The 13325-nt window shown below is 64.5% G+C and carries 9 protein-coding genes and 4 pseudogenes; 3 read left to right on the top strand and 10 right to left on the bottom strand.

The features are described 5' to 3' along the window. Positions 1 to 448 precede the first annotated feature (448 nt). The 4 genes and pseudogenes from OH809_RS07260 to OH809_RS07275 form a co-directional block, all read right to left on the bottom strand. Positions 449 to 3829 (bottom strand): discoidin domain-containing protein, encoded by a 3381-nt coding sequence (locus OH809_RS07260; protein ID WP_406423164.1) that lies wholly within the window; start codon positions 3827 to 3829, stop codon positions 449 to 451. A gap of 88 nt (positions 3830 to 3917) precedes the next feature. Next, positions 3918 to 4253: an Ig domain-containing protein gene (locus tag OH809_RS07265; protein ID WP_406425325.1), complete on the bottom strand. Its 336-nt coding sequence runs from the start codon at positions 4251 to 4253 to the stop codon at positions 3918 to 3920. Further along, positions 4135 to 5118: pseudogene (locus tag OH809_RS07270) on the bottom strand (Gfo/Idh/MocA family protein); the annotation flags it as partial. The gene OH809_RS07265 and the pseudogene OH809_RS07270, both read right to left, overlap by 119 nt. 889 nt (positions 5119 to 6007) lie before the next feature. Further along, complete coding sequence (locus OH809_RS07275; RefSeq protein WP_406423163.1) at positions 6008 to 6790, bottom strand: FadR/GntR family transcriptional regulator; 783 nt, start codon at positions 6788 to 6790, stop codon at positions 6008 to 6010. Between the two features lie 431 nt (positions 6791 to 7221). On the opposite strand from OH809_RS07275, the gene OH809_RS07280 reads away from it, so the two are divergent. Both OH809_RS07280 and OH809_RS07285 read left to right on the top strand, forming a co-directional pair. Next, on the top strand, positions 7222 to 7491 hold the full coding sequence (locus tag OH809_RS07280; RefSeq protein WP_406514927.1) for a transposase: 270 nt from the start codon (positions 7222 to 7224) through the stop codon (positions 7489 to 7491). An 857-nt stretch (positions 7492 to 8348) separates the two neighbouring features. Next, positions 8349 to 9392, top strand: coding sequence for an enolase C-terminal domain-like protein (locus OH809_RS07285; RefSeq protein WP_406423161.1), 1044 nt, complete (start codon positions 8349 to 8351; stop codon positions 9390 to 9392). A 508-nt stretch (positions 9393 to 9900) separates the two neighbouring features. On the opposite strand, the pseudogene OH809_RS07290 reads toward OH809_RS07285, so the two are convergent. The 6 genes and pseudogenes from OH809_RS07290 to OH809_RS07315 form a co-directional block, all read right to left on the bottom strand. Beyond that, positions 9901 to 10122 (bottom strand): annotated as a pseudogene (locus OH809_RS07290) (carbohydrate ABC transporter permease); the annotation flags it as partial. A gap of 217 nt (positions 10123 to 10339) precedes the next feature. Beyond that, a pseudogene (locus OH809_RS07295) lies at positions 10340 to 10576 on the bottom strand (beta-galactosidase); the annotation flags it as partial. 57 nt (positions 10577 to 10633) lie between these two features. Continuing rightward, positions 10634 to 10891, bottom strand: a pseudogene (locus OH809_RS07300) (carbohydrate ABC transporter permease); the annotation flags it as partial. Next, positions 10846 to 11262 carry a hypothetical protein gene (locus OH809_RS07305; protein WP_406423160.1) on the bottom strand — a complete coding sequence of 139 codons (417 nt, stop codon included), beginning with the start codon at positions 11260 to 11262 and terminating at the stop codon, positions 10846 to 10848. The pseudogene OH809_RS07300 and the gene OH809_RS07305, both read right to left, overlap by 46 nt. A gap of 171 nt (positions 11263 to 11433) precedes the next feature. Further along, on the bottom strand, positions 11434 to 12084 hold the full coding sequence (locus tag OH809_RS07310; protein WP_406423159.1) for an extracellular solute-binding protein: 651 nt from the start codon (positions 12082 to 12084) through the stop codon (positions 11434 to 11436). Then, positions 12081 to 12596 (bottom strand): ABC transporter substrate-binding protein, encoded by a 516-nt coding sequence (locus OH809_RS07315; protein ID WP_406423158.1) that lies wholly within the window; start codon positions 12594 to 12596, stop codon positions 12081 to 12083. The genes OH809_RS07310 and OH809_RS07315 overlap by 4 nt, the downstream gene beginning before the upstream one ends. A gap of 555 nt (positions 12597 to 13151) precedes the next feature. Between OH809_RS07315 and OH809_RS07320 the strand changes: the two genes are divergently transcribed. Continuing rightward, on the top strand, positions 13152 to 13322 hold the full coding sequence (locus tag OH809_RS07320) for a hypothetical protein (protein ID WP_406423157.1): 171 nt from the start codon (positions 13152 to 13154) through the stop codon (positions 13320 to 13322). Positions 13323 to 13325 lie beyond the last annotated feature (3 nt).

Raw genomic sequence — 13325 nt, forward strand, 5'->3', positions numbered from 1 at the left:
CCGGGCACCGCGAAACTGCGGTGCCCGTTCCGCCCCGGCCGCACATTCGGCCGGGGCGGTCCCGTGTGCGGGAAGCTCGGACTCAGCCATGATCCCCGTGCGCGCTGCCGGTGCGCTCGCGGACCAGGCGGTCCCACTCCTGCCGGCCGCCGGGCAGGGGGCAGGCCCAGGTGTGAAGTTCCCCCCGTGCGGCGTCGCCGACGGGCAACGGTCACTCTTACGGATTCACTGCCGACGGAAGTCAGTTCCTCCTCGACGGACATCCGTTCCAGATCCGTAGCGGGGAGATGCATCCGGCGCGGCCAACGGGCGGATGTTCTGGGCCTTCTGCCGAGCGTACGACGCGGGACTCGGCGAGGCGCTGGCGCCGGCTCTGCTTCTCCTTCGTTGGCAACCGGCCAGCGTCGTCACCGATGAAGACCACGACGCTGACCGGTCACCGTGTCACCTATCCTCCGTTGACGGCTACCTCGAGCAGGTCGGTCATTGACCCGTTCGAGCCGCCGTCGAACACCAGCTTCACGTACTGGGCTTGTGCGCTAAGGGGATACTGGTTGTAGAACCCGAAATAGGCGGTGCCCGTGGGGCCGTTGACGGTGCCGGCATCATTCCAGGTCACGCCGTCGACACTGGTTTGGATCTTCATGGTCTTGGGCGTGTTGATGTACCGCTGATCCAGCGTGTTGAAGTTGATGTCGATGTTCGAGATCTCGGACTTCGCCGGAAGCTTGAATTGAATCCAAGCCTGCTCGTCTCCTGGCACCGACCACTTCGACTGATCGAAGTGGTCGGCCTCGATGAGCTTGCCGTCGGTGAGGTTCGACACCGCATCGTGCTGCTGGCTGGCAGTGATTTCGGCGCCCTTCGCAAGGTTCCGGTACTGCAGCAGGTCCAGGAAGACCCTGTTTGTCGTGAAGGTTTTACCGTCCAGTGTCACGTCTGCCCAGACGACTCCCCTCGTGGGCGCCTCGACCTGCGGGGTGATGATCTTGTTCTTCTTGAACGCGAACGTGCCTACTTCCCTTATGGCGACCGGCTTGTATTTGTCACCGCCGGCCAGATCGACGATTCCGCCATGCCATCTGATCTGTGCCGCGTCCAAGCCGATGGGCCCGCCGGTGGCCGACCTGCCTTCTATCTCGTACTTGAGCCCATCGTTCAGGCCGAACTCACCGTAGGTCTCTTTCCCTTCCACCAGCAACGATGCGCTGATCATGTCGGCGGCATAGACGAGGCCGTCCTTGACCGTCACCTTCAACGCGCCTTGTTTGGTCACGTCCTCATAAGTGCCTCGTACCGTGATGCTCGTCGTGCCGTCCGACACCGGATGCACGATTCCACCGGGATCAACTGCCGCTACCTCAGAATTCGCGCTGCTGTAGGTCACGTCCGAAAGCTTGGCCTTCAGCGCGGGATACGTCATGTAGCCCTCGGCCTTGACCTTCAATACCTTCGGCGCCAGCTGCTCACCGGTCACGTCGACGTTGGTCAGCTTGTACTTGCGGTCAGGACTGTCGGTCACGATCTTGATGACCGTGTCGATCGGATCTTCCTGCACATCGGCCAGGTTGATGGTCAGGCTGTCGCCCTGCTGGCTGAACGACGTGACCGGGATGTCGCTGTTCAACCATCTCACCGACGTCACCCGATCGTTGATCGGACGAATGGTCAAGGACTTGTCGGTAATCGCGTCGAAGCCCTTCTTGCCGTCCGGTCCCTTCATGATGTGAAGATAGATGTTGTTGTCCCTGGCGGTCGCGTATCCCCATTGCGGACCAGTCGTGCTGTTGGGGAGAGCGAACTTCTCATAATTACCTCGTCCATCGTCTTCGTAGCCGTAGCCCGCCAGAAAGTACGGCGTCGTGCCCGTCGTGGACTCATGCCTCTCCGGCCCGCGCTCTGGCCCGAACCAGTTGGCGAGGTTTTCTCTTACATCGATGAACTCCTGGACAGCCTTCGGGTACCTCGTGGCGATATCTTGGGGAGAGTCCCAATTCGGTCCCCGGCTGTCGATAACCGATTGATCGTTGTTGTCGACATAGCCCCGACCGGCATTACTCAGCATCTCTTTCGAGACTTGCCTGAAGTCGTCGCGCTTACCGTAGTACGGCGACATCATGTTCTTGGTGTGGATCATCTTCCACGGTTCCATGGGCGTCCGCTTCAGAAGATGATTTCCCCCCGTATTGGAATAGATGCCCGACGCCTCACCGGTCCTCAAATCCGGATCGCCGTACTCTGCCCCCCAGGCGTTTGAGTTCACGATGATCTCATCGCTGTGATCGCGTATCACGCTGTACATCACGTCATAATTGGCATTGGGCATTGCCTGTGGGCCGTCGAAGTACAGGTATTCCGGAGCATAACGGTGAATGAGATCCTCCACATTCTGCATGAACACATCGGTGGAGTAATGCTGCAAACCGCCGCCCTCGGTGGCGTAATACAAGCCGAAATTCATGCCGTGACGTTTTACTGCTTGTTCGTACGGTTTCAATCCATCTACTACTTTGCCGTTCTCATCTTTTGGAACGTATTCCGCCCTGATATGCTTCGGATCTGCGAATTTGGACGGCCAGTTATAGTTCTGTTGTAGCGCTTCGATCGACACCAGCGAGTGCCCTTGACGCTTCGCTCTCGCTGCCCATCGATCAGCGGAGTAGTTTGGATCCACGTAGTAGTTGTAAGTTGGGGTGCTATGGGTCAGTGCGCCGACCCTGCCTTCTTCGAACCACTTGTTGGGACGATCCTTCACCGTGATGGTGAAGGCTTTTGAAGCAGTGTGCCCTTCCCCGTCAGCCACCTGGACGGCGAAGTGATAGTCGCCTGGTTTGGTGTTGACGCTGATGATGCCCTTGGTGCTGTTCAGATTGACTTTCCCGTCGACCAATCCGTCCGCGATGGATCCGTCAGGGTTCAGCTCCAGACCATCAGGCAACTTCCCGTCGACGATCTTCCACGTATACCCCGGCGCGCCACCGGCAGCCATGAGCTGGAAAGCCGAAGCGGCGACGCCGTACTTGTTGCCGCGCGCCGACTTGTTCCAGACGTACGGCCATTCCTTGTAGCCGATCGGCATGTTGCTCTTCGGGAGCGGAGTGTCGATCGCATCGTCAGTCGAGAGTCCTTGCGACACGATCTGCAGGTTTCCCGACGCCCCTATCACGGAATTTACCAGACCATTGATCTTGTTGCCGGCCTGATCCGCCACCCGGCCGTAGAACCCGAGATAGGCAACGTTCTGGTCCTTGGCGATCGGCACACCGTTTGCATTCAGGTCCTCCGTGTAGGTGTGCTTGATCTGAATCATCAGCTTGTTCCAGCCTGCGTGCAGCTGGACAGCCTGCTTCGTCAGATCCTTCTGCACCTCCACCGGAGTGCTCGGGCCCGTGAGACACGTGTCGTTCACATACAGCCGGTACGAACCGCTCGCCCCGACATTGAAATATGTCTGCTGCTCGACCGGACTGTAGACGTACGTGTGTGCGTACACGTACTTGTTCCTCGTATCGACACCCTTCTTGACGGCGTAGTACCCGTAGAGGTCCTGGTAGTCGTCGTAGTTCCGGTTGTAGATACGGTCGTCGAAGTACTCCCACTTTCTGCCTTCGCCGCCAAAGCTCAACGACTCACCGGTCTTCGGGGTGATCTTCGTCTTCCCGTCGGCCGGCAACGTCCCGGCTTCGCATTCATACAGCTTGTCGGCCACCGGCGAATCAAACGGGCCCGACACCAACCACGAGTTGATGAACGGAGCGTTCCCCGCCGCCTGCTGCGCGTATGCCTGCTTCGCTGCGGGTACACCAAGCAGGATTGAAGCGAGGATCATCACTCCTATACTTAGGAGAGATGCGATTTTATATCGTTTGCTCACTGTCGAGAATCCTTTCCATCAGTGACTATTCGATGCTTCGCTATTACGGGATTGCGGGAGTGACCGTCAGCTCGTAGGTGATCGACGCGTCCGGAACGCTCCCACCGTTGCGGGCGGTGATGGTGAACCTGCTGGCACCCTCCTCGCTCGGAACACCGGTGATGCCACCGGTGTCGTTGTTCAGCACCAGCCCCGCCGGCAGAGCACCAGCGGTGACCTCGTACCGGATCGTCTGCGAAGTGCTGGATGTGACCCGGGGGCCTGGCCTGGCCGCCGTCGAAGTACGCGGCGGTCGCGGGGTCGGGCGGCGGCACCTCGACCAACTGCCCTCCGCTGCGCAGGGAGACGGTGGCGGCGTATCCCGCGGCGACCGCCTCACGGGCGGCGGGCGAGGTGACGGTGGTCCCGCCTTCGGCGATGAACCGCAAGAACTCCTGGGCCAGCACGGGATCCGCTCCGCCGTGCGTGCCGGGCGGCGTCTGGACGGCCACGGTGATGTCGGCGTCCGCCCGGTAGTCCGAGCGGCGGTTCCACACCTTGACGACCGCCCCTTCGGAGTCGCCGAAGTTCTCCAGCCGCCCCTCGGTTCCGATGACGGTGCAGTTGCGCCAGTAGTCCGGGGTGAAGTGGCATTGCTCGTAACTGGCGAACACGCCGTTGTCCAGTTGCATCTGCATCATGCTCAGGTCCTCGACGTCGACGACCGGGTTGAGGTCGCGCATGCTGAGCGGCGGCCAGTTCTCGTCCGGGGCGAGCCAGTCCGTCATGCGTTCCCCAGTGCGCTCCCGGCGGGAGGTGAGCGCCCCCCGTACACCACCAGTCCTCCCATGGCGTTCACACGGCGGGAGTGTCCGCCGGCGAGTCAATGTATGACATCGATGTCATGTGCTCCTTTCTGCAGCAGGAGGCCGGTGCTGTTCCGCCGGTCGGCGTGCCAGTCCTTGAAGGGCGAGCGTCTTATCCAGGAACACCGGGACCCCGGCCCGCAGGAAATCCAGGCCGATCGCCTCGTGGGTGTGGTCCGGAGTGAGGATGAAGACGCCGTCGAGGCCCGACCGCAGGGGATCGCGATGGTCCGTCACGGCAAGGACACCGGGACCGAAGCGGTCGCGGGCCTTGTCCAGGTGTACCGGGTCTCTGTCGCAGCAGGCGACCGGTCGAGACCCCGATCCCAACCGGTGGGCGAGATCGACGAGGTCGCTGCGCACGCCCAAGCCGATCCCGCCGAGCCTGAGGTCGTTCATGCCGGAGTCCTTTCGTTCTGGGCGGGCTCTTCCTGGCCGGCCCGCTTGGCCCTGGCTACCATGAGTGTCCAGCTCTTACTGTCAGCGAAGGCGATTCCCCGGATGTCATGCGGAGGCAGGGGATCGCGAGAAGGGCCCCCAGCGTGTCGAGGATCCCAGCCCGGAGCGCGAACGTCTGACAGGTCGAGCGCACATGGCAAGTGCCTTTTGCGCAGAGAACGTTCCAGATGTATCTGAAGTACTCACTGGGGTGTGAACGCGCAGCCGACCGTGTACGCGGTCTGGACGCTCGTGGCGCCTGCACCAAGTCGGGGTCGAATCCTGGTGAAAGCTGCCCGGTGATGTGGCCTGAGGCCACCCGCAGTGAGACGAGTCTGGGTGCGCCTCGCCTCTCGCGTCAAGACCCTAGCTGTGATCAACTGCCCCCTGCGATGGCGGATAGAGCAGAAACATCGGCAACGGGGAGGCGGGGAGGGCGAGTGAGACCTGAGTCCGCGAACAGCCCGGAAGATGTGAGTTCCGCCGTCACGTGGAGACCGCGACGGCGCGATGGTGCTCGCAGCCCTGCTCCAGCTGCTAAGCAAGCGTCGCCGTTCGGCGCCGAAGCTGCTGGTCACCCCACGTACCGTGCTGCGCTGGCACGCGAGGCTGGTCGCGAAGAAGTGGACCTATCCGCACCGAGGCCCGGGCCGCCCGGCCAAGCCCGAGGCACTGCGCGCCCGGGTGCTGCGCCTGGCTCGCGAGAACGACGGATGGGGGTATCGCCGGATCCACGGCGAACTGCTCAACCTGGGCTGGAAGGCCGCCGCCTCCACCGTCTGGGAGATCTTGCAGCGGGCCGGGGTCGATCCGGCACCCCAGCGGGCCAGCCGCTCCTGGGCGAAGTTCCTCACCGCCCAGGGGTGTCGTCGCCCGGTACGACGCGGCGCCAGATCTCCTGCTGGAATTGCTGGGCGGTCATGTCGATGTGTTCGGCCATCAGCGCTTCGGCGCGGCCAGTTTCTCCGGCGGCGATGGCTTCGGCGATGACCTCGTGCTGTTCGGCGGCCACGTGCAGGGATCCGCCTGCGATGCCAGCCAGTCCTATGGTGGTGACCTGGCGCTGCAGACGTCGCATCGCTTCGACGGTGGAGGCGAAGAACATGTTGGCGGCAGCGGCCGCGATGCCGGTGTGGAAGGCCTCGTCGGCAAGGGTGAAGGCATCGATGTCGCCCTGCTGTGCCGCATGGGCGGACTGCTGTGCGGCTTCGCGTACCGCCTTGACCTGCGCGGGGGTGGCTCGCTGCGCGGCCAGGTTCGCGGTGGTGGTCTCCAGGTGGCGGCGGAACTCGAAGAGTTCGTCCACCTGCCGTAGGTCCGCGGGCAGGAAGTTGGCGAACGACTGCTGCCAGGAGGACTGCTCGGGCTCGGCCACGTAGATGCCGCGGCCCTTTTGCACGGAAACCCGCCCCAGGGCGGAGAGGATCTTCACCGCCTCCCGCACCACAGTCCGACTCATCTGCACCTCGTCGGCCAGGTCCTTCTCTGTGGGCAGCCGGTCGCCGGGCTGAAGTCCCGCCCGGACAACGTACTCGAGGATCCGTTCGGCTGCGACCTCGTACCCGGGGCGGTAACCACGCACCGTGCCCGTCGACACAGGAGCGGGCGCGGAGATCTTCTCTGAGTGGGTCAACGACTCTCCCTTGCTTCCCTCTTGAGGCTGCTGGTCCGCAGACCGCGGCCTCGACGATATGTTTCTGATACATCATGTGACCCGCAATCAGCGAATCACAATCAAACCCTTGACCGCCAGGATTCGGTAACCCCAAGACCCTCCCCCTCTCGACTGCGTCGCCCCACCTACCCACGGCTAGGCCACCCCGCCCCCGTCCGGCCACGGCGCCAGTCCCAGATAACCACCTCTGGAACCCCCGCAACAGCGCATGACATCCAGGAAAGCCAGCACAGTTCAGCCTCGCGGATCCGATATGTCGTAACGCAGATGGGATGTCTCCATGTATCCCAGCTTCGGATGGCCCTGGCGGGGCTCGTACTGCCGCGCATGACGGACGGGCAGCTGTCCATCGTCCTGGGCGTCACCGCGTGGCCGCGTCCGGATACCGAGTGTTCGCCCCAGCGGCTGCACTGCCACCGTCCGTGCCGCTGCGATGGGGTGCGTCAGAGGTCGCGGCGGCCCTCGGCGGCGGCCGCTCCTCGTGGACCGGGCCGCTGGACGCGGTGCGATTGGGGCCCGAGGACGATCCCACCGAGGTCACCGCCGCCCAGATCCGCGACCATGTCGCCCGCCTGGAGCGGTCCGGGCAGTGGCGCCCGGGCGACTTGCCGGCGCTGTTCGTCCTGGACTCCGGCTACGACCTGGTTCGTCTGACCTGACTGCTGCGCGAGGAGCCGGGGCGGCGGCTACTGGGACGCATCCGCGCCGTCCGGGTGATGCGCGCCCCAGCCGGCAAGCGCCGCGGAACCCATCCCCGGCGCCCGCCCCGACACGGAGCCGTGGGTGTAGCTGATCCTCGCCGCCTACGCGCAACTCCGTCTCGCCCGCCCCCTGTCCGAGGACCTGCGGCGCCCCTGGGAAAAGCCCCTGACGCCGGATCAGCTCACCCCCGGCCGGCCGCCCCAAGGGCCGCACCTCCACACCCGCACCCTGCCACCCAGTCGGCAAGAAATGGCGAAAAACGGACACGCCCATGCCCAGCTGAGCCGAGCAGCAGCCTTAAAGTTCAAGCTAAGGGGGCCCTGGACAGGAACCAGCAACCGGCCTTACAGCACGGCGGTGGTCCACCGCCTCCTCCACGTCGCCTTCGAGGCTCGACAGGGCGGCATCGCCCTGGCCCACAGCGGCGCCGAGCATGCCCAGTTAGATCTGATACATGTCAAATCCGCAAGGCTGAGCCGTGCGACTTTCCTGGAGGTTCGTCGCAGGTACAGGGGGATTTGACGCGATTCGCCCAGGAGCCACTCCCGCACCGGTGCCAAGACGGAACAGCCCAACTGGGACAGGGAAGAGTCTGGGGTTACCGGATCCTGGCGTCAAGAGTTTGGTTGTGATTCACTGAGCACAGATCGTATCATGTATCAGAAATATATGACTGGGCGCCGCACCGAGGCCGGAATGCGATATCCGGCGTCTGAGCAGATCTCCGCGCCCGGGTACGAGCGTCCGGGCCGAACTCCGACCCGGCAACGACACCCACTCCGGAACCCCGGACCTCCAGCCGTGAAGGACATCCATGCGAATCACCGATGTGACTCTGGAATTGGTCGACCTGCCGGCTCAGCCACCCTTCCGGTGGCGGGCCGGACTGCCGGGCTCGGAGCCGGCGGTGGTGGGCGGAGTCCTGCGCGTCCACACCGACGAGGGCCTCGTGGGCGAGGCGCACACGCGGCGCGGGCTGATCGTCTCCGACCTGGTGGACCGTCGTATCTGTGCGGACCTCACCGGTCGCGACCCGCTGATGCGCGAGCTGCTGTGGCACCGGTTGTGGGAGCTGGACCGCATCGAGGAGCTTCCGATCTATGCTCTCGGCCTGGTCGACGTGGCGTTGTGGGACCTGGCGGGCAAGGCGGCCGGGCTGCCCGTCCACCGACTGCTCGGCGGCTACCGCGAGGCCGTTCCCGCCTACGCGAGCACGGTCACCTTCGGCAGCGTGGAGGAGTACCTCGACGTGGCCGACCAGTGCCTGGAGTTGGGCTACGTCGGCATCAAGCTGCACGCCTGGGGGGATCCGAAGGCGGACGCGGAACTGTGCCAGAAGCTGCGGGCGCACGTCGGTGACGACGTCCCGCTGATGTACGACGGTTCGGCCGGGTTCGACCTCGCCGACTCGGTCTACATCGGTCGCGCGCTGTCCGAGGCCGGCTACCTGTGGTACGAGGAGCCGATGCGGGAGTTCAGCGTGACCGCCTACCGCTGGCTGGCCGAGCGGGTCGCGGTCCCGCTGTTGGTCGCGGAGACCTCCGACGGCGCGCACCTGAACGTCGGCGACTTCATCGCGGCCGGCGCGGCGGGCCGGGTCAGGACAAGCGCGCAGTACAAGGGCGGGATCACCGGGGCACTGCGCATCGCGCATCTGGCCGACAGCTACCAGCTGCGGGCCGAGGTGCACGGCAGCGGAGTGGTCAACGCCCATCTGTGCATGGCGATACCCAACACCACCTACTACGAGTCCCTGGTGTACACCAATCCCGTGCTGCGCGAGCCTGCGGTGAGTGCCGACGGGCTGGTCCACGCCCCGACGGCCCCCGGCATCGGGTTCGACCAGCCGGGCTGGTGACGAGTTCGCGCGTGGTCGCCGCAGGCGACAACAGGGGGCGGGCGCAACTGCGCCCGCCCCCTGTTGTCGCCTGCCTGCAGCGTGTCAGAGGTGGTAGACCCGGGAGGCCGTGCCCCCGAAGACCTCTTTCCGTTCGTGCTCCGACAGGTCCGCCAGGAGCTCACGGCTGGTGGCGAGGTGTCGAAGCCGCGGATCCCACAGGCCCAGGCGGCTTCGACGGTGGCAGCCGCGTCCTCGTCGCTGATCGCGTGGAACAGGTTTCCGAGGGGAGCGGCACCCAGCGACAGTGCGCCGACCGCTGTGGCGGTGCGCCCCAGTGCTGTGCTGCGCATGAGTTCAGGTCTGCCTCTCACTCAGGGACCTCGGCCGCACTCGTGGAACGGTCATCCCCGCGGCCGGGTCGGGTACTTGGGGATCGGCCCACGGCAGCCCGCACCGCGCTCGATGGCGAGGCGGCACAACGGGGCGGGGGTTTCGACGGACCCCCGCCCGGGAGCCGGTCGGCCGGTCAGCCCTTCGTCGCTCCACCGGTGAGGCCCTTGACGAATTGCTTCTGGAAGGCCAGGTAGAACACGAGGATGGGCAGCGTCGCCAGGAACATGAGGGCGAAGACCGAGCCGAAGTCCGCCTGGTGTTCGCCGATGGCGCGATAGATTCCGACGGTCACCGTGGTCCCGGAGGCCGGGCCCAGGATGATCAGCGGGTTGAGGAAGTCGTTCCAGATCCAGACGTCGGCTCATGCTGATGTGCCGATGGGCCGAGATCCGAGCTGCCGCGCAGTTCGACCACCTTGCCTGGCTTGTCCAGTTCGAGAATGGTGATCTCGTTGGCACCCGCCTGCCACAGCGGGGCCGGGGCGTAGACGGTGCGTTGTGGGCCGATCCGCCAGTACCGGGGATTCGCCGATCGGCGCGTCGTCGGGCCGGCCGACTCGACGCTCAGCGCGGGAATTCGTTCTCCACCTGCCAGGCCACGATGGGACCACCGGACGTGGCCTGGAGCGGCACGAGTTGCGGCAGCAGCGCGCCGAACCACTGATCCACAGCGTGCAGGTAGGCCGGATTTCCGTAACGCAGACGTACCGACGGGTCGGCGAGCAATCGGGCCGGCAGCCCACCGAACTCCCATTCCGCGCAGATGTATGGGCCGGGGCGTACGATCACGTCCAGGCCGGTTTCGCCGGCCACGAAGGTGAGCACTGCCAAGATGACGGATTCGGCTGCCGCCAAGTTGTAGTTGTTGATGTTGGCGGCGTACTGGGCGGCCATGATGGGCGTGTAGGTGGCGGTGACCGCGGCCGCCTCTCGCTGCAGGATCGCCGGCTCGGTGTACAACTGCGCGGTACCGATGATCGAGAAGACCGTCGTCAGGATCAGTGCCGGCCGCAACAGCGGGATCTTCACGTGCCAGGCCAGCCGCCACCCGGAACACCCGTCCATCTCCGCCGCCTCCGTCAGCTCACCCGGAATCGCCTGCAGCGCGGAGTAGAGGATGAGCATGATCGCGAGTCGAGCAGCAACGCCAGCAGCAGCGCGAGCCCGAGCATGACCGGCACCTGGACCAACCCGAGCAGGAGTACACGCAGGATCGACATCAGGAATTTCTTGTCGTGCAGTGCCGTCGTGTAGTTCGACAAGCCGGCAAATACCTCTGTGGGTTGTGACAGCCCCAGTCCCGAACGGTGCAACTTCAAAAAGCTCTCGTATACGGCGTAGCCGATCGGCGCAAGCATCATCGCCGCGAACAACAGCCCGAACGGCAGCAGGAAGAAAATCGCCGATAGGGTGCGCCGTCGTCCGGCCGACGACCGCTGGACCTTGGCCCTGTGCTTCGTGACCGGGAGATCTTGCTCGACCATGTTGATCGTCATTTTGGTTCCTCGTCCGCACCGAACGCGAGGGAGCGCCGCTCCTCACGGCCAGCGTCGCTCACGCAACCTTGCCTGGGTGTTTTCCCTGATCGCCCGCCGCAGCGTGACCCGATCGTTCGCGGTCCTGATCCGCTGCGGCGTGCGACGGGGCGGTAACGCCGTTGATTCGGCCTAGCCGACAGACAGTCCCTGACTCTTCATCGCGCCGGCCGTCTTGGTCTGCACGGTCTTGGCTACATCGGAGATCGAGCCCTTGCCCTGTGCGGCGTTCTTCATCCCGTCGACGAAGTCCGCCTCGATCTGGGTCATCGTCGGGCCCCACACCCAGTTCGGGCTGGTGTTCTCTGCCCCGGTCTTGAATACCTTGTAGATGTTCTGTCCGCCGAAGTAGGGAGACGGCTCGTTGACGGCCGGCAGGCCCAGACCGCTCTTGGCCGCCGGGTAAATACCGGTGTTCTTGATCAGATTCGTGAGGCTGTCCGTGTTCGTGCTGAACCAGGTCGCGAATTCGGCGGCCTCCTTAGGATGCTTGCAGCCCTTGAGCACCGCCGTGGTGGACCCGCCGTTGTTTCCCGCAGCCTGCTCTCCCGCGTTCCACTGCGGCATGGGTGCGACCGCCCACTTGCCGGACAATTTCGGCAGGTTCTGCTCGATCAGCGGCGCCGCCCACACCGCGGTTATCACCGTGGCGATGTGTCCATCCTGCGCTCCCTTGAACCACGCGGTGTCAAGCGGCGCGGCACCGGTCTTGAGCAGTTTCTTGTCCAGCAGTCCCTGCCAGTACTGCGCGACCTTCTGCGTCTGAGGACCGTCGATCGTCACTTGCCACCGATCGTCACTTGCCACCGATCGTTCGCCGTGCCGAACCAGTGTCCGCCTGCCTGCCAGGCGTAACCGGCCATGTCATAGGAGTCCACCGGCGCGTTGATCAGGAAGTTCTCTGGGTCTGCGGCATGGAACTTCTCCGCGGCTGCGGCGAAGTCCTTCCATGTTCTCGGCACGGACAGCTTGTACTTGGCGAACAGGTCGGTGCGGTAGAACAATGCCGTCGGGCCGGTATCCACCGGGATGCCGAAGACCTTGTTCCCGAAGCTGGACTGCTTCCACGTCCACTCGACGAACTGATCCTTGCTCGCATTCGCGTACGCGGAGACGTCCTCCAGCGCGCCGCTGACCACGAAAGTCGGCAAGGACTCGTTGCCCACCTGCGCAAGACACGGTGCGTTACCCGCCTTCACCGCATTCTGCATCTTCGTATAGCCACCGGAGGAACCGGACGGAACCTTGCTGAAGTTGACTTTGATGTTCGGGTGGGTCTTGTTCCATAGCGCCACCGACTTGTCATAGCCCGGCGCCCAACCCTAGAAGTCGAGGCTCACCGAACTCGAGCCACTGCTCGCGCTGTCGCTGCTCTCCTTGCCTGGACTGCACGCGTTCGCCGTCACCAGAGACGCGACCGCGAGGATCATCGCGCCAACGCGCGCAATACCTCGTGGAGCCATTTGGATTCTCCTTTGTCTCATCCAGCCCGGTGGACCGGCCAGAAGTACGGGCATGGATGCTCGTCATGAGTCCGGCCGGGCGCGGCCGCCGACTGGCCGTTGATGCCTGCCGGCAGCCGCGCGCGGTTGGATCTCGATGGGTGTGCTGATGTTCGGTCAGGGGAGCTGGCGGATGCCGAAGGCGTCGTAGACCATCCAGGTCCCGCTGGTCGTGGTGATGGTGATGGTGTTGTCGCCGGACTTGAGGCTGGCGGTGGGACGCGTCCGTCCTGCCGCATGCCTGGCTGTGGCAGGAGTGCCACGCGAGCAGCGGCTTCCCCTGGTACCGCCGCGCCTACGCCGTCGCCATCGAACCCGCCAACGTCCTGCCCGGCGACCCTTTTCCCGATGGCGTTCATCGCCTACCTACCGAGCGCTGCCCTGCTGGACCGGCTTGACGAACTCCCGCTGCCGCCCTGGCTGGCCTGGGCGTCCCCCGTTGCCGGCGTGATCATCTTCGCCCTCGGCTACGCCTTCTTCCGCCGCATGACCCGGCACTACTCCAGCCCCGGCAACTGAGCC

Source organism: Streptomyces sp. NBC_00873 (assembly GCF_045207415.1).
Lineage (GTDB): Bacteria > Actinomycetota > Actinomycetes > Streptomycetales > Streptomycetaceae > Streptomyces.

Excerpts from the sequence above, each read along its gene's own strand:
- OH809_RS07305 (WP_406423160.1), bottom strand. The coding sequence starts at position 11,262 with ATGACGATCAACATGGTCGAGCAAGATCTCCCGGTCACGAAGCACAGG.
- OH809_RS07260 (WP_406423164.1), bottom strand. The coding sequence starts at position 3,829 with ATGATCCTCGCTTCAATCCTGCTTGGTGTACCCGCAGCGAAGCAGGCA.
- OH809_RS07320 (WP_406423157.1), top strand. The coding sequence starts at position 13,152 with ATGGCGTTCATCGCCTACCTACCGAGCGCTGCCCTGCTGGACCGGCTT.
- OH809_RS07285 (WP_406423161.1), top strand. The coding sequence starts at position 8,349 with ATGCGAATCACCGATGTGACTCTGGAATTGGTCGACCTGCCGGCTCAG.